The sequence below is a fragment of the Nocardioides marinisabuli genome (assembly GCF_013466785.1).
Classification (GTDB): domain Bacteria; phylum Actinomycetota; class Actinomycetes; order Propionibacteriales; family Nocardioidaceae; genus Nocardioides; species Nocardioides marinisabuli.
On sequence record NZ_CP059163.1, the window covers coordinates 3,670,526 to 3,696,279 of the forward strand.

26 protein-coding genes are annotated in these 25,754 nt (G+C 73.6%); 14 read left to right on the plus strand and 12 right to left on the minus strand.

Annotated features, from left to right (window positions below):
- Positions 1-101 precede the first annotated feature (101 nt).
- Positions 102-1,370, plus strand: coding sequence for an HNH endonuclease signature motif containing protein (locus H0S66_RS17665; RefSeq protein WP_179616529.1), 1,269 nt, complete (start codon positions 102-104; stop codon positions 1,368-1,370).
- Positions 1,371-1,427: 57 nt separating this feature from the next.
- Positions 1,428-1,850, plus strand: coding sequence for an NUDIX domain-containing protein (locus tag H0S66_RS17670; protein ID WP_246305750.1), 423 nt, complete (start codon positions 1,428-1,430; stop codon positions 1,848-1,850).
- Here the strand turns inward: H0S66_RS17670 and H0S66_RS17675 are convergent.
- The 5 genes from H0S66_RS17675 to H0S66_RS17695 form a co-directional block, all read right to left on the minus strand.
- The gene (locus H0S66_RS17675; RefSeq protein WP_180923680.1) at positions 1,830-2,213 is read right to left on the minus strand and encodes a hypothetical protein; all 384 of its coding nucleotides are present in this window, start codon (positions 2,211-2,213) and stop codon (positions 1,830-1,832) included. The two genes, H0S66_RS17670 and H0S66_RS17675, sit on opposite strands and share 21 nt — an antisense overlap.
- Positions 2,210-2,959, minus strand: a complete 750-nt coding sequence (locus tag H0S66_RS17680; protein WP_179616532.1) for a tyrosine-protein phosphatase — start codon at positions 2,957-2,959, stop codon at positions 2,210-2,212. Before H0S66_RS17680 ends, H0S66_RS17675 begins: the two co-directional genes overlap by 4 nt.
- The gene (locus H0S66_RS17685; RefSeq protein WP_179616533.1) at positions 2,956-3,573 is read right to left on the minus strand and encodes a GrpB family protein; all 618 of its coding nucleotides are present in this window, start codon (positions 3,571-3,573) and stop codon (positions 2,956-2,958) included. Before H0S66_RS17685 ends, H0S66_RS17680 begins: the two co-directional genes overlap by 4 nt.
- 336 nt (positions 3,574-3,909) lie before the next feature.
- Positions 3,910-4,704: an alpha/beta fold hydrolase gene (locus H0S66_RS17690; RefSeq protein ID WP_179616534.1), complete on the minus strand. Its 795-nt coding sequence runs from the start codon at positions 4,702-4,704 to the stop codon at positions 3,910-3,912.
- Between the two features lie 41 nt (positions 4,705-4,745).
- Entirely contained in the window at positions 4,746-5,636 is an 891-nt protein-coding gene (locus H0S66_RS17695; protein ID WP_179616535.1) for a LysR substrate-binding domain-containing protein, read from the minus strand.
- Between the two features lie 92 nt (positions 5,637-5,728).
- On the opposite strand from H0S66_RS17695, the gene H0S66_RS17700 reads away from it, so the two are divergent.
- Both H0S66_RS17700 and H0S66_RS17705 read left to right on the plus strand, forming a co-directional pair.
- Positions 5,729-6,736, plus strand: coding sequence for a YeiH family protein (locus H0S66_RS17700; RefSeq protein WP_179616536.1), 1,008 nt, complete (start codon positions 5,729-5,731; stop codon positions 6,734-6,736).
- A 195-nt stretch (positions 6,737-6,931) separates the two neighbouring features.
- Complete coding sequence (locus H0S66_RS17705) at positions 6,932-7,090, plus strand: hypothetical protein (RefSeq protein WP_179616537.1); 159 nt, start codon at positions 6,932-6,934, stop codon at positions 7,088-7,090.
- A gap of 1 nt (position 7,091) precedes the next feature.
- Here H0S66_RS17705 and H0S66_RS17710 read toward each other — a convergent pair whose 3' ends face one another.
- Positions 7,092-8,747, minus strand: a complete 1,656-nt coding sequence (locus H0S66_RS17710; protein ID WP_219633586.1) for an alkaline phosphatase D family protein — start codon at positions 8,745-8,747, stop codon at positions 7,092-7,094.
- Positions 8,744-9,775 (minus strand): zinc-dependent alcohol dehydrogenase family protein, encoded by a 1,032-nt coding sequence (locus H0S66_RS17715; RefSeq protein WP_179616538.1) that lies wholly within the window; start codon positions 9,773-9,775, stop codon positions 8,744-8,746. Before H0S66_RS17715 ends, H0S66_RS17710 begins: the two co-directional genes overlap by 4 nt.
- A 98-nt stretch (positions 9,776-9,873) precedes the next feature.
- Between H0S66_RS17715 and H0S66_RS17720 the strand changes: the two genes are divergently transcribed.
- The 4 genes from H0S66_RS17720 (at position 9,874) to H0S66_RS17735 (ending at position 14,192) form a co-directional block, all read left to right on the plus strand.
- Positions 9,874-11,427, plus strand: coding sequence for a helix-turn-helix domain-containing protein (locus H0S66_RS17720; RefSeq protein ID WP_179616539.1), 1,554 nt, complete (start codon positions 9,874-9,876; stop codon positions 11,425-11,427).
- Positions 11,428-11,525: 98 nt separating this feature from the next.
- Positions 11,526-12,308: a glycerophosphodiester phosphodiesterase family protein gene (locus H0S66_RS17725; protein WP_179617505.1), complete on the plus strand. Its 783-nt coding sequence runs from the start codon at positions 11,526-11,528 to the stop codon at positions 12,306-12,308.
- Positions 12,298-13,683, plus strand: coding sequence for an MFS transporter (locus tag H0S66_RS17730; RefSeq protein WP_179616540.1), 1,386 nt, complete (start codon positions 12,298-12,300; stop codon positions 13,681-13,683). The genes H0S66_RS17725 and H0S66_RS17730 overlap by 11 nt, the downstream gene beginning before the upstream one ends.
- A 122-nt stretch (positions 13,684-13,805) precedes the next feature.
- Positions 13,806-14,192, plus strand: coding sequence for an RNA polymerase-binding protein RbpA (locus tag H0S66_RS17735; RefSeq protein WP_179616541.1), 387 nt, complete (start codon positions 13,806-13,808; stop codon positions 14,190-14,192).
- Positions 14,193-14,204: 12 nt separating this feature from the next.
- Here H0S66_RS17735 and H0S66_RS17740 read toward each other — a convergent pair whose 3' ends face one another.
- From H0S66_RS17740 to H0S66_RS17755, 4 genes are all read right to left on the minus strand, one after another.
- Complete coding sequence (locus H0S66_RS17740; protein WP_179616542.1) at positions 14,205-14,747, minus strand: FxsA family protein; 543 nt, start codon at positions 14,745-14,747, stop codon at positions 14,205-14,207.
- Positions 14,744-15,577 (minus strand): polyprenol monophosphomannose synthase, encoded by an 834-nt coding sequence (locus H0S66_RS17745; protein WP_258016973.1) that lies wholly within the window; start codon positions 15,575-15,577, stop codon positions 14,744-14,746. Before H0S66_RS17745 ends, H0S66_RS17740 begins: the two co-directional genes overlap by 4 nt.
- Entirely contained in the window at positions 15,574-17,175 is a 1,602-nt protein-coding gene (lnt, locus tag H0S66_RS17750) for an apolipoprotein N-acyltransferase (protein ID WP_219633587.1), read from the minus strand. The genes H0S66_RS17745 and lnt overlap by 4 nt, the downstream gene beginning before the upstream one ends.
- A gap of 361 nt (positions 17,176-17,536) precedes the next feature.
- Positions 17,537-18,142, minus strand: coding sequence for a TetR/AcrR family transcriptional regulator (locus H0S66_RS17755; protein WP_179616543.1), 606 nt, complete (start codon positions 18,140-18,142; stop codon positions 17,537-17,539).
- Between the two features lie 73 nt (positions 18,143-18,215).
- Between H0S66_RS17755 and H0S66_RS17760 the strand changes: the two genes are divergently transcribed.
- From H0S66_RS17760 to H0S66_RS17780, 5 genes are all read left to right on the plus strand, one after another.
- Entirely contained in the window at positions 18,216-18,977 is a 762-nt protein-coding gene (locus H0S66_RS17760; RefSeq protein ID WP_218876366.1) for an enoyl-CoA hydratase/isomerase family protein, read from the plus strand.
- Positions 18,970-20,460, plus strand: coding sequence for an AMP-binding protein (locus tag H0S66_RS17765; protein ID WP_179616545.1), 1,491 nt, complete (start codon positions 18,970-18,972; stop codon positions 20,458-20,460). Before H0S66_RS17760 ends, H0S66_RS17765 begins: the two co-directional genes overlap by 8 nt.
- Positions 20,457-22,070: an amidohydrolase gene (locus H0S66_RS17770; protein ID WP_179616546.1), complete on the plus strand. Its 1,614-nt coding sequence runs from the start codon at positions 20,457-20,459 to the stop codon at positions 22,068-22,070. Before H0S66_RS17765 ends, H0S66_RS17770 begins: the two co-directional genes overlap by 4 nt.
- On the plus strand, positions 22,067-22,696 hold the full coding sequence (locus H0S66_RS17775) for a hypothetical protein (RefSeq protein WP_180923682.1): 630 nt from the start codon (positions 22,067-22,069) through the stop codon (positions 22,694-22,696). Before H0S66_RS17770 ends, H0S66_RS17775 begins: the two co-directional genes overlap by 4 nt.
- A gap of 77 nt (positions 22,697-22,773) precedes the next feature.
- A complete protein-coding gene (locus H0S66_RS17780) occupies positions 22,774-24,240 on the plus strand; it encodes a KamA family radical SAM protein (protein WP_179616548.1) in 1,467 nt (488 codons plus the stop codon).
- Positions 24,241-24,274: 34 nt separating this feature from the next.
- On the opposite strand, the gene H0S66_RS17785 is transcribed toward H0S66_RS17780, so the two are convergent.
- A complete protein-coding gene (locus H0S66_RS17785) occupies positions 24,275-24,751 on the minus strand; it encodes an Lrp/AsnC family transcriptional regulator (RefSeq protein ID WP_179616549.1) in 477 nt (158 codons plus the stop codon).
- 86 nt (positions 24,752-24,837) lie between these two features.
- Here H0S66_RS17785 and H0S66_RS17790 point away from each other — a divergent pair, with 86 nt between their 5' ends.
- Entirely contained in the window at positions 24,838-25,746 is a 909-nt protein-coding gene (locus H0S66_RS17790; RefSeq protein WP_179617508.1) for a 5'-3' exonuclease, read from the plus strand.
- Positions 25,747-25,754 lie beyond the last annotated feature (8 nt).

A 25,754-nucleotide genomic window follows, 5' to 3' on the forward strand; every position in this document is an offset into this window, starting at 1 on the left:
CCCCCGGGCCGATCGGCAGCTGCGGAAAGTTCTCGAAAATGTTTTCGACGAGGGCCCTCTGAGCAGGCCGGACTGTCGGTGCTGGCTGCTTGGATGAAGTCATGAGCACGACGACCCGGCACCCCCTCGCCGAGGCCGTCGCGCGTGTGCACTCGGCCCTCGACCAGGTGGCCGAGACACCCACCTGGTCGCTGAGCCAGTCGGGCACGGCCGACCTGCTGACCGACCTCGCGCGGGCCCAGTCGCGGTTCGCCGAGCTGCAGGCGCGCGTGCTCGCGCACGCCGACACGGTGGCCGTCCAGGAGCGCTCGGCAGCCCCGTCGGTCGCGGTCTGGTTGGCCAACGCCACGATCACGACCAAGCGTGACGCCGTGCGTCAGACCCGCTTCGCCGCCGCACTGAGCCGGTACGACGTGCTGCGGGGAGCCCTGGGCGCCGGCGACCTCAACCTCGAGCAGGCCCAGGTCGTGGCCCGGGCGCTCGACGAGCTGCCCGACGACCTCGACGCCGGGGTCCTCGCCCAGGCCGAAGCGGCCCTGGTCGGCCTCGCCCGCGTCCACGACGCCAAGGCGCTGCGCGTGCTGGGCCGCCGCATCCTCGACGTCGTCGCCCCCGAGGTCGGCGAGGCGTGGGAGGCCGAGAAGCTGGCCGAGGAGGAGCGCGAAGCCGATCGCACCGCGTCCTTCCGGATGCGCGACCAGGGAGACGGCCGCACCCGCGGCAGCTTCACGATCCCGACCCTCGCGGCGGAGATGCTGCAGAAGGTGCTGATCGCCTACGCCTCCCCGCGTCGCGACGACCGGTCCGGGGCCGACGCGGCCGACGCGGCAGACGCAGGCGACACCGAGCAGGTGCGCAAGCCCTCCCGGTCGCGGTGGGGCCGGGCGTTCGTCGAGCTCGTCGAACGCCTCGACCCGCGCGACCTGCCCCGCAGCGGCGGCGTCAACGCTGCGGTGGTCGTCACCATGACCACCGCGACCCTCGGCGGCGCACTCGCCGCCGCGACCCTCGACACCGGTTCCCGCATCTCCGCCGGGACCGCTCGTCGGCTGGCCTGCCAGGCAGGGCTGCTGCCGGCGGTGCTGGGTGGCGACAGCGAGATCCTCGACCTGGGCCGCACGCGGCGGTTCTTCTCCGGTCCCCAGCGCATCGCCATGACCGTCCGTGACGGCGGCTGCACGGCGCTCGGCTGCGACGCACCGGCCGGCATGTGCGACGCCCACCACGAGGACTTGTGGTCCCACGACGGGCTGACCGACCTGGGGCGAGGTCGGTTGCTCTGCGGTCACCACCACCGTCGCGCCCACGACCCCGCCTACGAGACCAGGGTCGTCGAGCGCAACCAGGTCGAGTTCCACCGTCGGACCTAGACCGACCTCTACCGTCACGGCATGGCCGTTGACCGCTCCTTCATCCGGGTGAAGGCGATGCTGCTCGCGCCCGATGGCGCAGGCACTGCGCACGCCGTCAGCCTGAATCCGCCCACCACCGAGAACCCCCTGGGCTACCACCGCCTGATCGGTGGCAGCGTCGAGCTCGGCGAGACGCACAGGCATGCCATCCGCCGCGAGGTGCGTGAGGAGCTGGGAGCCGACGTCCACGACCTCGAGCTGCTCGAGGTCGTGGAGAACATCTTCGTCATCGACGGCGTGGTCGGGCACGAGGTCGTCTTCGTGCACACCGGACGGCTCGATCCCCTGCCGGCCACGACCGGCGCCACACTGATGGAGAGCGACGGCAGCGTCGTCCCGGTGGTGTGGCGGTCACTGGACGACGAGACCGAACCACTGCCCCTCTATCCCGGCGTCGCGGGCGGGTGGGGCGCCCGCCTACGCCGTCGCCTGCGCTGACCGGCCCGCTCGGTGCCACGCCATCAGCTGGCGCACTGCCAGCGCGCCTGCCTGCCACGCCAGGTAGGACGGCGTGGCGACCACCACGGCGACACCGAGCGTGAGCAGCCACGGCGTACCGCCGTCGACACCGGCGAAGATCCACGCCCACAGCGCGACCGCGGCCACCCAGGGAGCGATCCAGACGACCGCTTCAAGTCGCCGGACGAGGCCGTCGCGCGCGTACGCCGCCGCCAGGAACGCGCTCGCCGACACCACGTAGATCGACGCCAGGGCTGCCAGCGGCCACGTGAGCACGGCGAGGGCGGCGAGGAAGACGGCGCCTGACACGAGGTTGCCCAGCAGGATCGGACGGTCCATCACCCGTCGCTCCCCCGCAGCCGCCCGGCCAGCCGCCGTCGTGCGTCGGGGCCGACGCCCGCCGCGTCCAGGTAGCCGACCACGTCGAAGGTGGCGCACCACTCCCGCAGGGCCGGGCGCCGGTCGGCGAGGGCGTGGTCGAGCTCGTCGGCCTCCCAGGCCTCGTCGGGCAGGTCGGGTGTCCACTGTCCGCTGCTCGTGTCGTAGGCCAGGGTGTGGCCGCGGTGCTCGGCCGCGCCGCGGAACCCACGCTCGTAGTTGGCGACGACGCCCTCGACGTCCACGCCGGCCAGGACCAGCAGCAGCGAGCCGACCATGCCGGTGCGGTCGCGGCCGCCCGCGCAGTGCAGCAGCACTCCCCCGTCGGCCTCGGCGACCGCGAGCACGGCCCGGGCGATCTTGTCGGGGTAGCGCTCCAGATTGGGGGTCCACGACCTTGGATGGTCGAGCCACGGCCCGCACTCTGTCAGGAACTCCTCGTCGTAGGGATCCTCGGTCGGCGCGTGCACCACCTCGACGTCCTCGGGCGCCACGGCCTGCTCCCGCTCGACCGCGTTGCGCAGGTCGACGACGCGGCGCAGGCCCGCAGCCCGGGCGTCCGCCCAGCCCTGGTCGGTGATCTCGTCGGGCGCACCCGAGGCCCACACCACGCCGTGCGCCGTGCGTCCGCCGCCCGTCAGCGGGAGACCGCCGAGGTCGGCCAGGTTGCGCGCACCCTCCCAGCCCGGCGCGCTCGGTGTCGTGCTCACGACGGACCGTCCAGCAGCCCGGTGGCCGCGAACGCGCGGGCGTAGATCTCGCGGACGACCTTCTCCTTGCGGGCGTTGTACTGCATCGAGTGCTCCCCCGCCGCTCGCGCCGCCTCGGCGGCCTCGCGCTTGGCGCGGGCGTAGAGATCACGCTCGTCGGGGTTGCCGCGCAGCCAGTCGCGGAAGATCCGGTGCTTGACCGGCTCCGGCGCGTCGGGGCCGAAGACGTGCAGGTGGCAGCGCGGGTGGGTGTGGCGCAGCACCCGGTGCTCGAACCACCACGGCTCGCGCACCCGCAGCTCGAAGCCGTGCGCCTCCAGCGCCGGCACGTACGCCGCCTCGTCGGCGGCGTCGGCGACCACCAGGTCGATGTCGATGACCGGCTTGGCGGCCAGCCCCGGCACCGACGTCGAGCCGATGTGCTGCAGGTCCAGGACCCGCCACCCGAGGGCCTGGCGCACCCGGCCGGCGAGGTCGTCGAACCAGCCGGACCAGCGCTCGTCGGGCTCCTCGACGTGCACCTCGCGGGCGGGTCCGGCACCGGGCACGTACATGGTGGAACCGGGCGGCACGGGCGGGTCGTGGAAGGTCACGATGTCGTGGCGCGAGGGCATCCTCGGAGAGTAGGCGACCGAGCGCCAGCGAACGTGAGCGACATCATGTGGTCGCCGGGTTGGGTTGCCCTGCTATGGGCCCCACACTGGTACATGCAGGCACCTGGTGGAGCCTGCGGACACTGAACCCGATCACACCCAAGGAGGTGCGCATGACCACCATCATGACCCTGTTCCGTCGCTTCGACTCCGAGATCCTCGAGGCGTTCGTGCCGTGGCACCAGCGCACCTGGGACCGCACCGGTCGCTGATCCACGGATGTGAGACGCACGGCCCCCGACGCACACAGCGTCGGGGGCCGTCGTGCGTCCGGACCCCGGGGGTCGTGTCGTGGTCTCAGCCGGCGCCGAGGAAGGTGCGCAGGGCCGAGACGAAGGCCTCGGGCTTCTCCGAGTGCACCCAGTGCCCGGCGCCCTTGATCGTCACCTGCACCGTGCGCGGGAAGAGCCGCTCCATCTCCTGCTCGGCGTCGGCGGTGACGTAGCCGGAGCGCTCGCCGGCCATCCACAGCACCGGGTGGTCGAAGGTCGACTCGACGTGGGGGAAGTCGCCGATGGCGGCCAGCTCGTCGCGCAGCAGCCCGAGGTTGGCCTGCCATGCGAAGCCGTCGCTGCTGGAGCGCAGGTTCTGCAGCAGGAAGCCGCGCACCCGCTCGTCGGGGATCGCCTCGGCCAGCGCCTCGTCGGCGTCGCTGCGGCGCGCGAGGCCCGAGAGCTCCAGGGTGGCCAGGCTGCCGAGCAGGTGCTCGAACTCCCCCGCCCCCTCGCTGGGCGCCGGGGAGATGTCGACGACCACGAGCCGCTCGACCAGCTCGGGGTGGCGCAGCGCCAGCAGCATCGCGACCTTGCCGCCCATCGAGTGGCCCACCACGTGCACCGGGCCGTCGGCCGCGAACGACCCGGTCAGGTGCTCGGCGACCCGGTCGGCGGTCTCGGCGTACGAGAACGTCTCGGTCCACTGGGAGCGGCCGTGGTTGGGCAGGTCGACCAGGAGGCTGCGGAAGTCGGGGGCCAGCGCCTTGGCGATCTGGGCGAAGTTGCGGCCCTGGCCGAAGAGGCCGTGCAGGAACACCACCCGCGCCCCCGCCTCGCCGACCTCGGTGCTGTGGATGGCGGCCTTCGTCTCGCTCACGCGCCCAGGCTAGGGGCCCGGGTCGTCAGCGCTGCGGCCGGTCAGCCGCGCGAGGCCTCGATGGCGATGGACAGCAGCTCGGCGGCCGCCTCGGCCAGCCGCTCCTCGCCCCGCCAGACGCAGGTCAGCGGGCGGCCCAGGTCGAGCTCGGTGGGCACCGCGACGAGCCGGCCCAGCTCGAGCTCGGCGCGCACCGACATGCCCGAGACCACCCCGGGGCCGACGCCGGCGGCCGCGGCCCCGACCAGGGCGGCGGTCGAGGTCGCCTCCAGCGCCACCTCGGGGTCCGAGCCCAGGGCGGCGTCGAAGGTGCTGCGGGTGCCGCTGCCGCTCTCGCGCAGCACCCAGCGCGCCCCTCGCAGCTCGGCGCGCGTCAGCGGCGTACGCCGTCGTGCCCACGAGTGCCCCGGCGCCACGACGACGACCAGGCGGTCGTGACCGACCCCGGCGCGAGCCAACCCGGCCGGGAGCCGGGCCGACTCGATGAAGCCGATGTCGGCCTCCCCGGCCCGCACCGCGTCGGCCACCGTGTCGCTGTTGACGACCTTGAGCACCGGCTGGACCTCGGGTCGGCGCTGGTGCAGCTCACCGAGCCAGCGCGGCAGCAGGTACTCCGCCACGGTCAGGCTCGCCGCCACGGTGACGCCGGCGCTGCGCCGGCCGGTGAGGGCACCCATCGAGGCCCGCATCGTGTCGGCCGCGTGCAGCACCCCCCGCGCCCACGAGACCACCGCCTCGCCGTCGGTGGTCATCCGCGACCCACGGGCCGAGCGGTGCACGACCGCGAGGCGCCAGCGGCTCTCGAACTCGCGCACCCGGGCGCTGGCCGCGGGCTGGGAGATGCCCCGCTGGGTGGCGGCGGCGCTGAGGCTGCCGGTCTCGGAGACGGCGACGAGCAGCCGCAGCGTCTCGAGGTCGAGGTCCGGGGTCATGATCCCAGCCTATGCCCAGCCATAGGCACAGGTGATGACCCGCTCGGTCCTGCCCCCTACTCCCCTGCGGTCGAGGCGCGCATCGTGGACGCGTGACGACGACTCATCCCGGCCACCTCGGCCACCCCACCCGCCCGGCCAGGACAGCCCTGGCAGCCCGCGCCGTCGTGCCGCTGGCGGCCGCCCTCGCGGCCGTCGGGGTCAGCAGCCGCCTGCCGCTGCTGGGTCCGCTGCTGGTGGCGCTGCTCATCGGCGCCCTGGTGGCCAACACGCGCCTCGGCTCCCACCGGCTGCTCGACGGGCACGCCGCGCTGACCCGGCTGCTCCTGCGGCTGGGGGTGGTGGTCCTCGGCCTGCGCCTGCCGCTGGCCGACATCGTCTCGATCGGCGTGAGCGGCGTCGTGGTCGTGGTGGTCACGGTGGGCGCCACCTTCTCGTTCACCCGGTGGGCGGGGGCCCGGATGGGTCTCGACCGCGGGTTCGTCACCCTGCTCGCAGCCGGGTTCTCGATCTGCGGCGCCGCCGCGATCGCGGCCGTCGACGACGCCGTGCGGGCCCGGGAGAAGGACGTCGCGCACGCGGTGGCGCTGGTGACCGTCTTCGGCACGGCCATGATCGTCCTGGTGCCCTGGGCCGGTGCCCGCCTGGGCCTCACCACCGAGCAGGCGGCCGTGTGGGCGGGCGCCAGCATCCACGAGGTGGCCCAGGTGGTGGCCGCGGCCTCGGTGGTCGGCAGCGGTGCGGTCGCGGTGGCCATGACGGTCAAGCTGGGGCGGGTCGCGCTGCTCGCCCCGACCTACCTGGTCGCGGCCCGCGGCAGCGGCGCCGGGGGTGGCGTGGGGGTCGCGCTGGTGCCCTGGTTCCTGGTCGGCTTCGTGGCCATGGTGGCGCTGCGCTCGACCGGTCTGCTGCCGGCGCCCGTGCTCGCCGGGGCCGAGCACGTCACCACGCTGCTGCTGGCCGCCGGCATGTTCGGCCTGGGCCTGGGGATGAGGTTGCGCGAGCTGTGGCCGATCCCCCGGCAGCGGCTGCTGCTCGCCACCGTCTCGACGACCGTCGCCGCCGGGACGTCCTTGGGCCTCGTGCTCGCCCTCGGCTGAGGCGGCAGCACCCCGGTCCCGGCTCGGGTAGTCCGTTCGGGCCATGCCCCCATCCCCCGTCCTGGGGATATCGCATCCTTGGTTGGGGACACGCGGCGCGTTCGCCCGTCAGCGCGTCCTCGCGTGTCTACCTTCGTGGTGTGGACCGGGAGCCAGGGGTGGCTCCCTGGAGGTCCGTTCACCAGGAGCAGCACCATGTGGGACACCGTCCAGCACGACCAGCCCGGCAGCATCCACCTCTCGCACGACCGGCCCTGCCAGCGCTGCGGGCACGGCATGCACGTCTACCTCGCCTGCGACAGCGGCTGCGACTGCCAGCCGCTCGCGGCGCCGCAGCGCCTCGTCGACGCCTGACTCAGACGTCGACCGCGGCCACCCGCCGCCAGAGCGGCCGGTCGTGGTCGCCGTCGACGACCACCCCGGTCGACCAGGTCAGCCGCAACCCCTCGGGGCGGACCTCGAGGGTGGCCAGCAGGTTGTCGAACCACGGGCCGTGGGTCATCCGCCAGTGCAGCGGCGACGGCGGCACCCGGCGCCCGAGCAGCCGCCCGACCGGCCGGGCCCGGCCGCGCGAGGCCAGGCGCACGCCGGCCCGGACGACGTGCGGCAGCGGGTTGCGGATCGGCGAGCAGACCGCCTGCAGGATCCGGCTGGCGGCGCTCGGCCCGCCCGCCGGCTGGGCCTCGATCAGGTAGCTGTGGTGGACGTCGCCGGAGAGGAACGTGATCGTGCTCGGCGCCCGGCCCCGCCGCCCGGTGGCCACGTCCCGCACGATGCCCCCGACCTGGGCGAAGCCCTCCTGGTAGGCCGCCCAGTGCTCGATGTCGAGCACCCGGCGCACCCACTCCCCCACGACCGCGCCCGGCCGGCCGAGCAGCCCGCCGGCGACGGCCTCGACAGCTGCTTCGACGTGGTGCAGCCCCGGCGAGAGCAGGAAGGGCAGCGAGGTGCCGACCAGCAGGTGGTCGACGTCGCCGCGCAGCTGGTCGTCGAGCCAGGCCATCTCGTCGTCATCGATCATCGAGCGGCGCTCGTCCTCGAGCACCCGCGCGGCCCGGGAGTCGACGACGACCAGGCGCGCCTGGGTGTCGAAGTCGCGGGCGAAGCTCCACCGGAACGACGTGGGCTCCTTGTCGGCCCGCTCGACGACCGCGTCGATCTCGTCGCTGAGGTCGAGCTCGTCGGGGCCCTCGTGGGCCGCGACGCGCTGCCACAACCGGTCCTCGGCGCGGCCCCGGGCGTCGAGGTTGCCCAGGTGCTGGTGCACCCAGTACGCCGCGAGCCCGCCGACGATCCGGTCGCGCCACCAGTCGGTGGCCCACATGTCACGGCGCCAGCTGGCGCTGGTGTTCCAGTCGTCGCGGATGTCGTGGTCGTCGAAGATCATCGCGCTCGGCAGGGTCGAGAGCAGCCAGCGGTTGGCCGGGTCGCTCCACGCCAGCCGGTAGATCTCGGCGTACTCCTCGTAGTCCTGCAGCTCCCAGCCCGGCGGTTGCGCGGGGTCGCGGCGCGCGGCGATGAAGTCGCGCATCGCCTCGCTGGTCTCGTCGGCGTAGACCTGGTCGCCGAGCAGCAGCAGCAGGTCGGGCACCGTCTCGTCCCCGGTGCCGGTGAGCCCGGCCAGGTGCAGGGCGTAGGTGCGCAGCGCGTCGACCCCGAACTGCGCGTGGGTGGCCTCGTCGTGCGGGACGCTGACCCGGCAGGACCCGAAGGCCAGCCGCAGCGGCCGGCCCGGCTCGAGGGTGCGGATCGTGGAGGGAGGGTACGGCGAGCCCGCCTCGGGCCAGACCTGCTCGCCGTCGACCTCGACGGTGTACGGCGTCGTGCTGCCCGGCTCGAGGCCGCCGACCTCGACGAGCGCGTAGTGGTGCCCGTGCACGGCGAACGTGCGCGCACTGCCCGAGCGGTCCCCCGCCCGGACCGCCACCACGCCGGCCGACACCGTCTCGACCCACACGGTGGCCGAGTCGGTGTCGCCGTGGCGCAGCAGCGGCCCGAGCAGCAGGCTCACGGCTCCAGGAGCACCTTGATCGCGCGTCGCTCGTCCATCGCCTGGTAGCCCTCGGCGACCTTGTCCATCGGCAGGGTCAGGTCGAAGACCTTGCCGGGCTCGATGCTGCCGTCGAGGACCAGGCCGAGCAGGTGGGGCAGGTACTCGCGCACCGGGGCCATGCCCCCGGCGAGGCCCACGTTCTTCTGGAACATCCGGCGCACCGGCAGCTCGACGCCGTGGGGCACGCCCACGAAGCCGACGGTCGCGCCGGGGCGGGCGACCGCGAACGCGGTGCCCATCGCCTGGTCGGTGCCCACGCACTCGAGCACGGCGTCGGCGCCGATGCCCTCGGTGATCTCCTTGATCGCCGCGGCGCCCTCCTTGCCGCGCTCGGCGACGACGTGGGTGGCGCCGAAGGCGCGCCCGATCGCCTGGCGGGGCTCGTGGCGCGACATCAGCACGACCTTCTCGGAGCCCATCTGGGCCGCGGCCAGCACGCCGCACAGGCCGACCGCGCCGTCGCCGACGACCACGGTGGTGCCGCCGGGGCGCACCTGCGCGGCCACGGCCGCGTGCCACCCGGTGGGCATCACGTCGGAGAGCGCCATCAGGTGCGGCACCAGCGCCTTGTCGGGGCCCTGCTCGCCCACGTCGGGGACGACGACGAGCGTTCCGTCGGCCTGCACGACGCGGGCGTACTCGCCCTGGCCGCTGCTGGTCATGCCGAGGTTGACGCAGGCCGACTGCATGCCGGCGCGGCAGTGGGCGCAGGTGTTGTCGCAGTGGTCGAAGGGGACGACGACGAAGTCGCCTACCTTGACCTGGCGCACGTCGTCGCCGACCGCCTCGACGACGCCGATGCACTCGTGGCCGATGGTGTCGCCGGCGGTGATGTCGTTCTCGCCGCGGTAGGGCCACAGGTCGGAGCCGCAGATGCACGCGCTGGTCACGCGCACGATGGCGTCGGTGGGCTGCTGGATCGTGGGGTCGGGCACGTCGAGGGAGAAGCGGATGTCACGGGTGCCGTGGATGGTGGTGGCTCGCATGCCCCGAGCATGGCATCCGTCACCCCCGCCCGCCTCCCCCGGCGTGGCGACCTCGCGGCGGTGTGACGCTATCTCACATGTGAGTTACCGTCGTCAGCATGAGTGACGACGCACGCAGCAGCGAGGGTTCCGAGGGCTACAAGGGCCGTATCGGCAACCTGATCCGCGACGCCCGCAAGCACCGTGGCCTGACCCAGCACCAGCTGGCCGAGCTGCTGGCGACCAGCCAGAGCGCCATCAACCGCATCGAGAAGGGCCACCAGAACCTCTCGCTCGAGATGCTGGCCCGCATCGGCGCCGCCCTCGACTCCGAGATCGTCGCCCTCGGTGCCGGCCCCACCCACCTGCGCATCCAGGGCCCCACCACCCTGTCCGGCTCGATCGAGGTCAAGACCTCCAAGAACGCCGGTGTCGCGCTGCTGTGCGCCTCGCTGCTCAACCGGGGCCGCACCACGCTGCGCAAGGTCGCGCGGATCGAGGAGGTCAACCGCCTGCTCGAGGTCCTGGGCAGCCTGGGCGTGCAGACCCGCTGGCTCAACGAGGACAACGACCTCGAGATCATCCCGCCCAAGGAGCTGCGCCTCGACGCGATCGACGAGGCCGCCGCCCGCCGTACCCGCTCGGTGATCATGTTCCTGGGCCCGCTGCTGCACCGCGCCGAGACCTTCGACCTGCCCTACGCCGGCGGCTGCAACCTCGGCGAGCGCACCGTCGAGCCGCACATGTCGGCGCTGCGCCCCTTCGGCCTCGAGGTGAAGGCGACCGAGGGCAGCTACCACGCGGTCGTCGACCGGGCCGTCGAGCCGGTGCGTCCGATCGTGCTGACCGAGCGCGGCGACACCGTCACCGAGAACGCGCTGATGGCCGCGGCGCTGCACCCGGGCACCACCGTGATCCGCAACGCCTCGTCCAACTACATGGTCCAGGACCTGTGCTTCTACCTGCAGCGCCTCGGCGTGCAGGTCGAGGGCGTGGGCTCCACGACGCTGACCGTCACCGGGCGCACCGAGATCGACGTCGACATCGACTACGCCCCCTCCGAGGACCCGATCGAGGCGATGTCGCTGCTGGCGGCCGCCATCGTCACCGGTTCCACGATCACCATCCAGCGGGTCCCCATCGAGTTCCTCGAGATCGAGCTGGCGACCCTGGAGGAGATGGGCTTCGGCTACGACCGCTCCGAGGAGTACGTCGCCCGCAACGGCCGCACCCGCCTGGTCGACATCACCACCCGGCCCTCGGCGCTCAAGGCACCCCTCGACAAGATCCACCCGATGCCGTTCCCGGGCCTCAACATCGACAACCTGCCGTTCTTCGCGGTGATCGCCGCGGTGGCGCAGGGCCAGACGCTGCTGCACGACTGGGTCTACGAGAACCGGGCGATCTACCTGACCGAGCTGACCAAGCTCGGCGCCCAGGTCAAGCTGCTCGACCCGCACCGGGTGATGATCGAGGGGCCCACGCACTTCTCCGGCACCGAGATCGTCTGCCCGCCGGCGCTGCGCCCGGCCGTGGTGATCCTGCTGGCGATGCTGGCCTCGAAGGGCACCAGCGTGCTGCGCTCGACGTACGTCATCCACCGCGGCTACGAGGACCTGGCCGAGCGGCTCAACGAGCTCGGCGCCAACATCGAGACCTTCCGCGACATCTGAGGCCCGGGGCGGGTGATACTGCTCCGGTGACCTCTGCGGCGACTCCCCCGACCACGGGCTTCGCCTACCTGGACCGGGTGCTCGACCCACCCGGGTCGGTGCTCGCGCTCGCGCACCGCGGCGGTGCCTTCCACCCCGAGATCGAGGGGCTGGAGAACACCGTCGCGGCCTTCGAGCACGCGGTGGCGCTCGGCTACGCCTACCTCGAGACCGACGTCCACGTCACCCGGGACGGGGTGCTGCTGGCCTTCCACGACAGCGTGCTCGACCGGGTCACCGACCGCAGCGGCGCGATCGCCGACCTGACCCTGGAGCAGGTGCGCGAGGCCAGCGTGGGTGGCCGCGAGCAGGTGCCGACGCTCGCCGAGCTCTTCGAGCGCTTCGAGCACGCGCGCTTCAACATCGACATCAAGTCCGAGGGCGCGGTCGCGGCGCTGGCCGACTTCGTCTCGGCGCACGACGCCTGGGACCGGGTGCTGGTCGGCTCCTTCTCGCCGCGCCGGCTCGCCACCTTCCGCCGGCTGACCCGGGGCCGGGTGCCGACCTCGGCCCACCCGTGGGAGGTGCTGGCCTTCCGGCTGCTGCCCAGCGCCCGGCTCGCCCGCGCCCTGACCCGCGGCCGGGTCGCGGCGCTCCAGGTCCCGCACCGGCGCCGGCTGCCGGTCGTGCGCGGGCGCTCGGTGCGCGTGGTGACGCCCGGCCTCGTGCGCCGCGCGCACGCGGCGGGCACCCACGTGCACGTGTGGACGATCGACGAGCCCGCGGAGATGCAGCACCTCCTCGAGCTGGGCGTGGACGGTCTCTTCACCGACCGCACCGACGTGCTGCGCGCCGTGCTCACCGAGCGCGGCCAATGGGAGGGAACCCGAGATGACGTCTGAGAGCACCGCGTCCACGACGCCCGCCGCGGGGGCGCGTCCCCCGTCGGGAGGGCGGCCCCGCTTCGGCTGGCCGGTCTACGCGTGGGGGCTGTGGGACTGGGGGTCGGCGGCCTTCAACGCCGTCATCACCACGTTCGTCTTCAGCGTCTACATCACCTCCGACTCCTTCGGGCCCGACGCCGACACCAACCTGGGCTGGGCACTGGCCGGGGCCGGGCTGCTGGTCGCGCTCTTCGCCCCGATCACCGGCCAGCGCGCCGACCGCTCGGGGCGCCGCGGCTTCTGGCTGGCGGTCAACACCATGCTGGTGGTGGCGGTCTCGGCCGCGCTGTTCCTGGTCGAGCCGTCCGAGGAGTACCTCTGGCTCGGTCTGGTGCTGCTGGCCAGCGGCAACATCTTCTTCGAGTTCGCCTCGGTCAACTACAACGCGATGCTCAACGAGATCTCGACGGCCAGCACCATCGGCCGGGTCTCGGGGCTCGGCTGGGGCCTGGGCTACATCGGCGGCATCGTGCTGCTGCTCGTCGTCTACTTCGGCCTGATCAGCCCCGACGTCGGGCTCTTCGGCATCACCAGCGAGAACGGCATGGACGTGCGGGTCACCATGCTCGTGTGCGCCGTGTGGACCCTGGTCTTCTCGCTGCCGGTGCTCATCACCCTGCGCGACGACAAGGCGCAGCGCACCCCGCGCGGCCCGCGGGTGGGCATCGTGGCCTCCTACCGCCACCTCTTCGCGATGGTCGGCGACCTGTGGCGCACCGACCGCAACACCGTGCGCTTCCTGCTGGCCTCGGCGGTCTTCCGCGACGGCCTGGCGGGCGTGTTCACCTTCGGCGGAGTGCTCGCGGCCGGCACCTTCGGCTTCTCGGCCGGCGGCGTGATCATCTTCGGCGTCGCCGCCAACGTGGTGGCCGGGCTGGCCACCATCGGCTTCGGGGTGCTCGACGACCGGATCGGGCCCAAGCGCGTCATCGTCTTCTCGCTGGTCTGCATGATCGGCGCGGGGCTGGCGGTCTTCGCCCTCAACGCCGGCGGCAGCACCATCTTCTGGACCTTCGGGCTGCTGCTCGCGGTCTTCGTCGGCCCCGCCCAGAGCGCCTCGCGCACCTTCCTGGCGCGGCTGATCCCCGAGGGCCACGAGGGCCAGGTCTTCGGCCTCTACGCCACCACCGGGCGGGCGGTGAGCTTCCTGGCCCCGGCGGCCTGGTCGATCTCGATCGCCGTCGGCGCCGCCGTGACCGGGGTCACCGACAACGACGACGCGCAGTACTGGGGCATTCTCGGCATCCTGCTGGTGCTGCTGGTGGGCCTGCTCCTGCTGCTGCCGGTGCGCTCGGGCGTGCGCGAGGACTCCGCGCTCGTGCAGCCCTCCTAGCGGCGCTCGTCAGGGGTCTCACCCCCCGCGGCGATTGCCGGAATCTTTGCGTCCTCGCTACCGTTGAACACTTCGAGAGCGCGACTGCGAGCGCACGAGGACGACAGGACTGGAGGTGCCTCATGGCAGAGCGCACGCTACGAGGAGCACGGCTCGGAGGCCAGAGCTTCGAGGACGAACGCGGCATCGAGTTCGCGGCGCGCCAGCAGGTGGGCTACCGCTGCCCGCAGGCGCACGAGTTCGAGATCACGATGTCGGTCGAGGCCGAGGTCCCGGCGGTGTGGGAGTGCCCGCGCTGCGGCGCCGAGGCCGAGAGCACCTCGGGGATCGAGCGCGAGGTGAAGGCGGAGAAGCCCGTGCGCACGCACTGGGACATGCTGCTGGAGCGCCGCTCGGAGAAGGAGCTCGAAGAGATCCTCAAGGAGCGCCTCGACCTGCTGCGCGGCGGCCAGATCGGCCCCGCCCACCTGCACAAGGCGAACGCGAAGAAGCGCGCCGCGCGCACCTGAGCCGGCTGTGAGCTAGTCGGAGGGGTCCTCGGACCCGTCCACCACGTCGCCCCGGACCACCGGCCCCGAGCCCGGTCCGGGGCGTCGTGCGTCCCCGGGGTGGGTGCCGTGCCCGCTGCCGGGTCGGCTGCCGGGGCGGGGGAACCCGACCGGCACCAGCCGCGCGGCCACCGCCCGGGTCAGCAGCCCGCGGAAGAGCGGGCGGGTCACGGGCAGCACGAGCAGCAGGCCGAGCGCGTCGGTGACGAAGCCCGGGGTCAGCAGCAGCGTGCCGCCGACCAGCACCAGTCCCCCGTCGGCGAGCTCCTTGGCCGGGACGCCGCCGCGCGCCAGCGTGTCGGTCAGGGCCCGCCAGGCCCGCGCGCCCTCGCGTCGTACGACGACCGCGCCGACGACGCTGTCGAGCACCAGCAGCAGGATGGTCCAGCCCGCGCCGATGACCTGGCCGACCTGGATGACCATGTAGAGCTCGAGCAGCGGGAGCCCGACGAAGAGCACGAGCAGCACCCAGCCCAGCCCTCCTCGTCGACGCGGGCCTGCTGCGGGGTGGCTCATCGGGATCCTCCGTGGGTGCCGTGGGTGTCGTGGGTGTCGTGGGTGGTGCTGCTCTGCGGGGTCGGGCGGCGGCGCAGCAGCCGGAGCGCCTGCTCGCGGCGCTCGGTGAGGCCCCAGGCGGTGATCCGCTTGAGCGACTCGACGGCGACCGCGCCGCTCATCTTCGAGTCACCGCGCACCCGCTCGACGAACTCGATGGGTACCTCGCGCACCAGCAGCCCGGCGCGCAGCGTGCGCACGACCAGGTCGGTCTGGAAGACGTAGCCGGTCGAGCGCACCGAGGCGAGGTCGATCCGCTCGAGGGTGGAGCGGCGGAAGAGGCGGTAGCCGGCCGTCGCGTCGCGCACCTGCACCCCGAGCAGGGCCCGCACGTAGAGGTTGCCGCCGCGCGAGAGCGCCTCGCGGCGTCGCGGCCAGTTCACCACCGAGCCGCCCGGCACCCAGCGCGACCCGATCACGAGGTCGGCGGGCGCGGCGGGGTCGTCGAGCGCCTCCAGCAGCCGGTGCAGCTGCTCGGGCTGGTGGGAGCCGTCGGCGTCCATCTCCCCGATGACCTCGTAGCCCTCCTCGAGGGCCCTTGCGAAGCCGGCCCGGTAGGCCGCGCCCAGCCCCTCTTTGGCGGTGCGGTGCAGCACACCGACGCGCGGGTCGGCCGCGGCGAGCTGGTCAGCGATCCGGCCGGTGCCGTCGGGCGAGCCGTCGTCGACGACGAGCACGTCGATGCCGGGCTGTGCAGCGTGCAGCCGCCCCACCACCCAGGCCAGGTTCTCGGCCTCGTCGTAGGTCGGCACGACCATGACCACGCGGGCCCCGGTCTCGGCGCGGCTCACGGCTGCTCCGCCATCGCGTCGGCTCCTCGTCGTGGCGGCGGGGTGGCGCCGCCGTCGTGGGTGGGTCGACCGTCCCCGGCCGCGCTGCGTCGCAGGCGGCGGGTCCGGCGCGCGCGACTGTACGGGAGCAGGGAGGCGGTCAGGGTCAGGAGCGTCAGACCCACCGCGACCTGCCACGGGAACCGGTCCATCCGCACCGCCGGGGTGAGCCCCTCGTGCAGCGCCAGCTCCTCGACCAGCACCTCGGTCTCCTGGATGCCGGCGGTCGCGACGACCTCGCCGTCGGCGCCGATCACGCCGGTGACGCCGTTGGTGGAGGCCACGACCGTGGCGCGGCCGGTCTCCAGGGCGCGCAGCCGGGTCATCGCGAACTGCTGGTCGACCTGGTCGGAGAAGATGAAGGTGGCGTTGGAGGTCTGCACCGTGAGCAGCTCGGCGCCGCGGCCGACCTGGTCGTAGATCGCGTCCTCGTAGGCGACGTCGAAGCAGATCGCCCCGGCGACCTCGGTGCCGGCGATGCTCAACGGCTCCTTGCCGGTGCCGACCAGCATGTCGCGCTGGATGCGGGCCAGGTCGCCGAAGGCCAGCTCGAGGGGGGTGCCGCGGAACGGGATGAACTCGCCGTAGGCGACCGGGTGGCGCTTGGTGTAGCGCTCCCCCGCCCCCGTCACCGGGTCCCACACGATGCCCTGGTTGAGCACCGCCCCCGGAGGTCCGTCGACCAGGGCACCGACCAGGACCGGCACGCCGATGGCCTCGGTGGCCCGCAGGATGCCGGCGTTCGTGCCGGCGTCGCGGAACGGGTCGGTGGCCGTGGAGTTCTCGGGCCACACGACGAAGTCGGGCGCCGGGGCACGCCCCGCGGCGACGTCGTCGGCGAGGTCGACCGTGGCCTGCACGTGGTTCTCGGTGACCTGGCGGAAGTCGTAGAGGATGTCGTTGCCGGGCCCCGGCACGTCGCCCTGGACCACCGCCACCGTCACCGAGCCGGTGGCGGGACTGCTCCAGGGCAGCGCCACCGCCGCGCCGACCGCCGCGACGACCGCCGCCAGCGTGCCCAGGGCGACCAGACGCGTGCGGCCGGACGAGACCAGCACCGCAGCGAGCGCCGCGCCGGCGAGCGCGAGCAGGAAGGTGACCCCGGCCATGCCGACGTACGGCAGCGTGGCGGCGACCGGGGTGTCGACCACGGCGAAGCCCAGTCGGCCCCAGGGCATCCCGCTGAAGGGCCAGCCGCTGCGCCACACCTCCATGGAGACCCACGCGGTGCCGACCCACAGCGGCCACGCCGGCAGCCGGGTCAGCAGCGCCACGGCGCTGCCGAGCAGGCCGTAGAAGAGCGCCTGGACGGCCGAGAGCCCGAGCCAGGCGGCCAGGGCGACGGTCGTCATCCAGTAGATGTGCACGTAGTAGAACCCGACCCCGAAGGCCAGGCCGACGGCGAAGGCGCGGCGCAGGCCCAGGCCGCGGGTCAGCAGCGTGTGCGCGGCGACCGCCAGCGGCACGAGCACCGGGACGAGGACGGGCACGGCGAACGGCTCGTAGGCCATCGCCAGGAGCACGCCGGCGAGCAGGGCGAGGACCAGGCGCTGGGGCACGGGCCCAGGCTACGGGGCGGACCGACGGGGTGCAGAGGGGCGGGAGGATCCGCCGGCGCCTTCGGTCCAGCCCGGTGCACGACCGGCTGCCGTGGCGGGCTGTTGTCTAGGGGGCTGGGGATCCTCCCGCGCCCGCTCCCGCGGGGCGGACCGACCTCCGCGAACAGTGTCGGACAGGTGTTTGGCACCCCACCCTCCGACACGGCCACTCGGACGTCGGTCCGCTCGCCACGACCTGCACGAGCGGACGGCTCACACTGGCCCGGGGCGCCGAGGAGTGTCAAGAAGCCCCTGACCTGCACAGACGATTAAAACCGCAGGTCAGCACGGGTGTGCTCCGAGGCCGAAAGGGCCGGGAAATCTAGACCGGTGGCGGCGTGTCGCCCCCGACACGCCGGGCGTCGGCGCCGAGCAGCCGCAGCGCCAGCACGGCGTACTGGTCGGCGAGGTCGGGGAGGGCGACCGGCCCGGCCGGGTCGAACCAGCGGGCGACGCCGCTGCACATCTCCAGCAGCGCCCGCCGCGCGACCGCGGCGGACTCCACGGAGAACGCGCCGGTGGCCAGCCCCTGGTCGATGACCTGCTGCCAGGCGCCCTCGTAGCGGTCCCGCAGGGCGACCACCTCGCGGCGGCGCTCGGGCGACAGCGCGTGCACCTCGTCGTCGACCACCCGGGTCTCGAGCGGACGCTCGGCGTGGCTGGTGACGTGCAGGCGCACCAGGGCGCCCAACCGCGCCGTCGCGCCGGCGTGGTGGGCGAGGACGTCGTCGGCGGCCGCGACGAGCCGCTCGAGGCTGGCGCGCATCAGCTCGACCAGCAGGTCCTCCTTGGTGCCCATGTAGTGGTAGAGCGTGGCGCTGGACAGCCCGGCGTGCTCGGCCAGCTGGCGGATGCCGGTGCCGTGGAAGCCGCGCTCGGCGAAGAGCTCGAGCGCCGCGCGGCGCACGCGCTCGCCGGTGGGGGTCATGGGCCTATGCTATCGGTCGATCGATCGATCGAACGGCCACGCCCCGCGTGGCCCCGGAGCAGGGAGGACGCCGGTGCAGCCGGTCGAGTACCACCACGACAGTGCCGCGGGCCAGGGCGTGGCCACCATCCACCTCAACCGCCCCGAGCGGCTCAACGCCGTCGACGAGGCGCTGACCCGGGGCCTCGCTGCCGCGCTCGAGCGCGCGCTTGCCGAGGGGGCGCGCGCGGTGGTGCTGGCCGGGCGGGGGCGTGCCTTCTGCGCCGGCCACGACCTCAAGGCCGAGCCCCCGACCGAGACGCCGCTGCAGACGCGTGAGCGCCTGGAGGAGATCCAGGACGTCACCCGCCTGGTGCGCCGCTTCCCCGGCCCGGTGGTCGCCGCGGTGCACGGCTACGCGCTGGGTGCCGGGTGCGAGTTCGCGCTGGCCTGCGACGTGGTGGTCGCCGCCGAGGACGCCGCCTTCGGGTTCCCCGAGGTCTCGGTGGGCCTCTCGGTCACCGGTGGGGTCTCCCGGCTGCTGCCGGTGCTGGTCGGCTGGGCGCGGGCCAAGGAGCTGCTGCTGCTGGGAGAGCGGGTCTCGGGCGCCGAGGCCGCCGCGATGGGCCTGGTGGCCCGCGCGGTGCCGGCCGGCACCCACGAGGAGGTCGCGCTCGACCTGGCGCGGCGGATGGCCCAGCGCCCCGCCCTCGCGCTCTCGCTGGCCAAGAAGGTGCTCGACGGCGGTCTCGACTCCACGATGGAGGAGGCGATGGGCCGCGAGGTCGAGCACGCCGTGCTCACCTCGCTCTCAGGCGAGGGCGAGGCGCCGCGCGAGGGGTTCGGCCGTGGCTGAGACGCTGGTCGAGCACCTCGACGAAGCAGCCGGCCGGCACCCCGACCGGCCGGCGTGGACCTTCGACCTGGGCGCCGACGACCGCACCACCTGGTCCTTCGCCGAGGTGGCCGGGGCCAGTGCGGCGTACGCCGCCGCCCTCGCGGCCCGCGGCGTGGGCGCGGGCGACCGGGTGGGCGTGATGACCGGCAACAGCGCCGACTCGCCGTTGCTGTGGCTCGCGCTGCAGCGGCTCGGGGCCGCCAGCGTGCCGCTCAACGTGCGCTACCGCCACGACGACCTGGGGCACGTGCTCGCCGACTCCGGTGCCCGGCTGGTCGTCGCCGCCGAGGAGCACCACGACCTGGTGCGCAGCGCCGTCGACCTGACCGGCGGCGTCGAGGTGCTCTCGCCGGCCGACCTGCAGGCGCACCGCGACCCGGCGCCGTCGTCGATCGCCGGCCGCGTCGACCCCGACGCGGTGGTCAACGTGCAGTACACCTCCGGCACCACGGGCCGGCCCAAGGGCTGCCTGCTCACGCACCGCTACTGGACCACCCTCGGCGGCTCGATGGTCACGGAGTTCCCCCACCTCGGCCCCGACGACGTGATGCTCACCGCCCAGCCCTTCCACTACGTCGACCCGCAGTGGAACGTGGCGGCGGCACTGATGGCGGGGGCGCACCTGGTGGTGCTCGACGGCTTCCACCCCTCGACCTTCTGGGCGAAGGTGCGTGAGCACGACGTCACCTACTTCTACTGCCTGGCCTCGATGCCGACCCTGCTGCTGCGGATGCCGCCCGACCCGCACGAGCGCGACCACCGGGTGCGCGCGGTGCAGTGCTCGGCGATCCCGCCCGCCCTGCACGCCCAGCTCGAGGCCCGCTGGGGCGTCGGCTGGTACGAGGCGTTCGGGATGACCGAGACCGGGGCCGACATCCGCGTCGGCGCCGAGGAGCACGCCGCCCTCGTCGGCACCGGGTGCCTGGGCCGGCCGGCCGCGCACCGCGAGGTGCGCCTCGACGAGCAGGGCCAGCTGTGGCTGCGCGGGCCCGGGATGATGCTGGGCTACCTCGGCCTCGACTCCCCCTTCGACGCCGAGGGCTGGTTCCCCACCGGCGACCTGGCCCGCCTCGACGACCACGGCCGCGTCTACCTGACCGGCCGGCTCAAGGACATGATCCGCCGCAGCGGCGAGAACATCGCCGCGGTCGAGGTCGAGGAGGTGCTGCTCGCGCACCCGGCCGTGCGCCTGGCCGGCGTCGTGGGCGTGCCCGACGACGTGCGCGGCGAGGAGGTGATGGCCTTCGTCGTCGCTCCCGGCGCCGACGAGCACGAGCTGGCGCGCTGGTGCGAGGAGCGGCTGGCGCCCTTCAAGGTGCCCAGCCGCTGGGCGCTGCGCGAGGAGCTGCCGCTGACGGCCTCCCACCGCGTCGAGAAGGCGGTGCTGCGCGCCGAGGCGGCCCGCACCGCCGCGCCGGCACCCCGGGGAGGCTCCCGGTGAAGGCCGACCTGCTGCTGACCAACGCCCGGGTGCGCACCCTCGAGGGCCCCGGTCGCGACCGGGTGGCCCGCAGCGTCGCGATCTGGCGCGACCGGGTCGTTGCGGTCGACGACGACGTCGCGGCCCACCGGGTCCTCGACCTCGACGGTGCCGTCGTCGTGCCGGGCTTCCACGACGCCCACAACCACATGGCCTGGTTCGGGCAGTCCCTCACCGAGCTCGACCTGCGCCTGCCCTCCCTCGAGGCCCTGTACGACGCCGTGGCCGAGCGGGCGCGCGACCTCCCGCCCGACGCGTGGGTCGTTGGCGCGGGCTACGACGAGAACAAGATCGGCGCCCACCCCGAGCGCGACGCCCTCGACCGCGCCGCCGGTGGGCGGCGGGTGTGGCTGCGCCACACCTCCGGTCACATGTGCGTGGTCAACAGCGCCCTGCTGGCCGATCTGGGGCTCTCGGAGGCCGCCGTCGAGGTGCCGGGCGGGCGGGTCGTCGTCGACGCCGCTGGGCGTCCCACCGGGCTGCTGCAGGAGCAGGCCCAGCACCTGGTCAACGACCTGGTGCTGCCCTACCCGGTGGCCGGGCTGGTCGAGGCGATCGAGCGGGCCGGGCAGGTCTACCTGAGCCAGGGGCTGACCTCGGTGGTCGAGGCCGGCGTCGGCGGGGGCTGGATCGGCCGCAGCCCGGTGGAGGTGGCGGCCTACCAGGAGGCGCGCGCGCAGGGGCGGCTGCCGCTGCGGGTCGAGCTGATGGTGGCTGCCGACGCGCTGCGCCCGCTGGAGGGGCACGCCGACGACGACCTGGGCCTGGGCCTCGACCTGGGCATCCGCACCGGGCTGGGCGACGACCGGCTCCGGCTGGGACCGGTGAAGATCTTCTCGGACGGCTCGCTGATCGGGCACACCTGCGCGCTCACCGACGAGTTCGCCGACACACCGGGCGAGAAGGGCTACCTGCAGGACGACGCCGACGCGCTGCGCGATCGGATCCTGGGCGCGCACCGCTCGGGCTGGCGGGTGGCCGCGCACGCGATCGGCGACGCGGCCATCGACCTGGTGCTCGACGCCTACGAGGAGGCGCAGCGGCGCTGGCCGCGGCCCGACGTGCGGCACCGCATCGAGCACTTCGGGGTCTCGCGGCCGGACCAGGTCGCCCGGGCCGCCGCCCTGGGGGTGGTGCCGGTGCCGCAGGGCCGGTTCGTGGGTGAGATCGGCGACGGCATGCTGCGCGCGCTCGGGGCCGAGCGCGCCTCCTGGATCTACCGCTACCGCTCGCTGCTCGACGCGGGGATCGTGGCGCCGGGCAGCTCCGACCGGCCCGTGGTCGACGGCACTCCCCTGCTGGGCATCCACGACATGGTCAACCGGCGCACCGACTCGGGCCGCGAGTGCGGTCCCGAGGAGGCGATCACCGGCCTGGAGGCCCTCACGGCCTACACGCTGGGCTCGGCGCACGCCTCGCACCAGGAGCACGACCGGGGCACGATCGCGCCGGGGAAGCTGGCCGACCTGGCCGTCCTCGACGACGACCCCGCGACGGTGTCCCCCCGGGTGATCCGCGACCTCACCGTCCTGCGTACCGTCCTGGGAGGAGAGGTGGTGTGGGAAGCATGATCATGCAGACCCAGGAGGACCACCCACTGGTGGAGGCCGCCGCACTGGCGGCCGACCAGCTGGCGCTGGTGCGAGAGATCTACGACGAGGCGTTCCCGGCCGACCTGCGGGTCCCCTTCGGCGACCTGTTGGCCGACCGGCTGCTGGTGCGCCTGGACCCCGACGGCCGGCCCGAGGGCCTGGCGGTGGTGCGCGCGCTGGGCACGACCGGCTGGACGTTCCTGCGCTACTACGCGGTGGGCGCGCGCGGCGGCGGCACGGGCTCGGCGATGCTCGACCAGCTGGCCACGCTGCTGGCCCGCGAGGGCGGTGCGCTGCTCGTGTGGGACGTCGAGGACCCCGACGAGCCCGGCCTGGACGCCGAGCACGTCGAGGAGCACCGGCGGCGCATCCGCTTCTACGAGCGCAACGCCGGCGAGCTCCTGCCGGTCGTCGACTACCGGCCCCCGCACGACGGCGACCTGGCCGGCCACGCCCCCCCGATGCGGCTGATGTGCCGCACGCTGGGTGCCTGGGTGCGCCCGCCGGTGGCCGACATCGTGCGGGTGGCCTACGAGCACCGCTACGGGCTGGCCGGCGACCACCCCGTCGTACGACGGACCCTGGAGGCGAGCGCGCTGCCCTGAGGGTCGACGGAGGTCGACGAAAGATCTTCCGGCGTTTCGTTCGACAGGCCGCAGATCCTTCTGGCATCGTTGCTCCCATGAGCATCGAGACCTCCATCGCGTCCCTGGTCGAGGACGCCACCGGGCAGCCCTACCCCTACCGGCGCGCCGAGCTGGTCGAGCCCGACTGGACCCGCTTCCCCGGGTGGCGCGACGTCACCGCGGAGGAGTGGGCCTCGGTGCAGTGGCAGCGCGCGCACTGCGTCAAGAACGTGCGCCAGCTGCGCGAGCTGATGGGCGACCTCGTCGACGAGCGGTTCTACGCCGACCTCGAGCGCGACCAGGCCGAGCGCGCGACCATGTCGATGCTGGTGCCGCCGCAGATGATGAACACGATGGTGCCGCACGTGGAGCCGGCGGGCCCGGGGTCGCTCACCGAGGCGTTCTACGCCGACCCGGTGCGCCACTACATGCTGCCGGTCTTCTCCGACCGCCGCACCGACTGGGCCTCGCACCCCCACGCCACCCGCGACTCGCTGCACGAGCACGACATGTGGGCCACCGAGGGCCTGACCCACCGCTACCCCACCAAGGTGCTCGCCGAGCTGCTCCCGACCTGCCCGCAGTACTGCGGGCACTGCACGCGCATGGACCTGGTCGGCAACTCCACCCCGACGATCGAGAAGCTGAAGTTCGCCGGCAAGCCGAACGACCGCATCGGGGACATGCTCGACTACCTGCGCCGCACGCCGTCGGTGCGCGACGTGGTGGTCTCCGGCGGCGACGTGGCGAACATGCCGTGGCCCCGCCTCGAGGCCTTCCTGACCTCGGTGCTGGAGATCGAGAACGTGCGCGACATCCGCCTGGCCACCAAGGCCCTGGTCGGCCTGCCCCAGCACTGGCTGCAGCCCGACGTGGTCGAGGGGATGAGCCGGGTGGCCGGCACGGCCCGCGCCCGCGGGGTGTCCCTGGCCATCCACACCCACGCCAACCACGCCCAGTCCGTCACTCCCCTGGTGGCCGAGGCCTCGCGCGCGATGCTCGACGCCGGTGTGCGCGACGTGCGCAACCAGGGCGTGCTGCTCAACGGCGTCAACGCCGACCCGCACGCGCTGCTCGACCTGTGCTTCTCGCTGCTCGACGGCGCGCAGATCATGCCCTACTACTTCTACATGTGCGACATGATCCCGTTCTCGGAGCACTGGCGGGTCTCGGTCGCCGACGCCCAGCGCCTCCAGCACCACATCATGGGCTACCTGCCGGGCTTCGCGACGCCGCGCATCGTCTGCGACGTCCCGTTCGTCGGCAAGCGCTGGGTGCACCAGCTCGCCGACTACGACACCGAGCGCGGCATCTCCTACTGGACCAAGAACTACCGCACCTCCATCGAGGCCGACGACGCCCAGGCGCTCTCGCGCACCTACGAGTACTACGACCCGATCCACACGCTGCCCGAGGCCGGCCAGCGCTGGTGGGCCGAGCACGGCCGTCTCGACGAGTCGGCGCTCAAGGCCGCCGAGGTGGCCGAGGCGTCGCGTCGTACGGCGGCGCTGCAGGCCTGGTGATCAAGGCCTGGTGGCCGCGTGGGACGGGCCGGGCTCAGCCCGGCTCGTCCTCGACGGTCCCGGTGACCGGGCGGTTCTCGTAGTACGTCGTCAGCACGATGGTGGTGCGGGTCGAGACGTTCGCGGCCGCCCGCACCCGGGCCAGCAGGTCCTCCAGCGCCGCCGGGGAGGTGCAGCGCACCAGCAGCACGTAGGACTCCTCCCCCGCCACCGACCAGCACGACTCGATCTCCTCGATGTGCTCCAGGCGCGCGGCGCAGTCGTCGGGCTGCGAGGGGTCGATGGGGCGGATCGAGATGAACGCGGCCAGCGGCACGCCGATCTCGGCGTGGTTGATGGTCGCGCCGTAGCCCTGGATCAGGTCCCGCTGCTCGAGCCGCTTGACCCGCTGGTGCACCGCGGAGGTCGACAGGCCGGTCGCCCTGCCCAGGTCGGTGAAGGACATCCGGCCGTCGCGGGCCAGCAACGACAAGATCTTGCGGTCGGTGGGCTCCACGGCAGGCTGGTTCACGGCGTCAGCCTAGACCTCGTCCCGCGGCTGCGTCCGGCCGCCGGGGCTGCAAGACTGCGCGAGTGACCCAGCAGCCCGGCCGCCTGATGCTCCTCGACACCGCCTCGATGTACTTCCGTGCCTTCTTCGGGGTGCCCGAGATCCTCGCCCCCGACGGCACCACGCCGGTCAACGCCGTGCGCGGGCTCCTGGACTTCATCACCCGCCTGGTCGACGAGTACCAGCCCAGCGACCTGGTCTGCTGCTGGGACGACGACTGGCGCCCGCAGTGGCGCGTCGACCTGGTGCCGACCTACAAGGCGCACCGGGTCGAGGAGGAGGTCGAGACCTCTCCCGACGTCGAGGAGGTGCCGGACCCGCTCCAGGTGCAGATCCCGATCATCCGCGACGTGCTGGCCGCCTACGGCATCAAGGTCGTCGGTGCCCCCGAGGCCGAGGCCGACGACGTGATCGGCACCCTCGCCACCGGTGCCGGCCAGCCGGTCGACATCGTCACCGGCGACCGTGACCTGTTCCAGCTCGTCGACGACGAGGCCGACGTGCGGGTGCTCTACATCGCGCGCGGGGTGGGCAGGCACGAGCGGGTCGACAACGCGTGGGTGCGCGCCAAGTACGACGTCGACGCTGCGCAGTACGCGGACTTCTCGACCATGCGCGGCGACGCCTCCGACGGCCTGCCCGGGGTCAAGGGCGTCGGCGAGAAGACCGCCGCGACGCTGCTGGCCCGCCACGGCGACATGGCCGGCATCATCGCCGCCGCCGAGGACCCGGACTCGGGGATGGGCCCGGGGCCGCGGGCCAAGATCAAGGCGGCGGTCGACTACCTGGCCGTGGCGCCCGAGGTCGTCGCCGTGCGGCGCACCCTCGACCTCGACCGCACCGGCTTCGCCCTGCCCCGCTCCCCCGCCGACCCCGACCGGCTCGCCGAGCTGGCGGCCCGGTGGGGTCTGGAGAGCCCCGTCGAGCGCCTGAACGCGGTGCTGGCCACCCTCTGACCGCCGCC

Bases quoted from the DNA above. Each gene is read 5' to 3' on its own strand.
- H0S66_RS17685 (WP_179616533.1), bottom strand. From the start codon at position 3,573: ATGCCCTCGCGCCACGACATCGTGACCTTCCACGACCCGCCCGTGCCG.
- H0S66_RS17730 (WP_179616540.1), top strand. From the start codon at position 12,298: ATGACGTCTGAGAGCACCGCGTCCACGACGCCCGCCGCGGGGGCGCGT.
- H0S66_RS17720 (WP_179616539.1), top strand. From the start codon at position 9,874: ATGAGTGACGACGCACGCAGCAGCGAGGGTTCCGAGGGCTACAAGGGC.
- H0S66_RS17695 (WP_179616535.1), bottom strand. From the start codon at position 5,636: ATGACCCCGGACCTCGACCTCGAGACGCTGCGGCTGCTCGTCGCCGTC.
- H0S66_RS17775 (WP_180923682.1), top strand. From the start codon at position 22,067: ATGATCATGCAGACCCAGGAGGACCACCCACTGGTGGAGGCCGCCGCA.
- H0S66_RS17665 (WP_179616529.1), top strand. From the start codon at position 102: ATGAGCACGACGACCCGGCACCCCCTCGCCGAGGCCGTCGCGCGTGTG.
- H0S66_RS17790 (WP_179617508.1), top strand. From the start codon at position 24,838: ATGCTCCTCGACACCGCCTCGATGTACTTCCGTGCCTTCTTCGGGGTG.
- H0S66_RS17740 (WP_179616542.1), bottom strand. From the start codon at position 14,747: ATGAGCCACCCCGCAGCAGGCCCGCGTCGACGAGGAGGGCTGGGCTGG.
- H0S66_RS17755 (WP_179616543.1), bottom strand. From the start codon at position 18,142: ATGACCCCCACCGGCGAGCGCGTGCGCCGCGCGGCGCTCGAGCTCTTC.
- H0S66_RS17735 (WP_179616541.1), top strand. From the start codon at position 13,806: ATGGCAGAGCGCACGCTACGAGGAGCACGGCTCGGAGGCCAGAGCTTC.
- H0S66_RS17670 (WP_246305750.1), top strand. From the start codon at position 1,428: ATGCTGCTCGCGCCCGATGGCGCAGGCACTGCGCACGCCGTCAGCCTG.
- H0S66_RS17780 (WP_179616548.1), top strand. From the start codon at position 22,774: ATGAGCATCGAGACCTCCATCGCGTCCCTGGTCGAGGACGCCACCGGG.
- H0S66_RS17715 (WP_179616538.1), bottom strand. From the start codon at position 9,775: ATGCGAGCCACCACCATCCACGGCACCCGTGACATCCGCTTCTCCCTC.
- H0S66_RS17705 (WP_179616537.1), top strand. From the start codon at position 6,932: ATGTGGGACACCGTCCAGCACGACCAGCCCGGCAGCATCCACCTCTCG.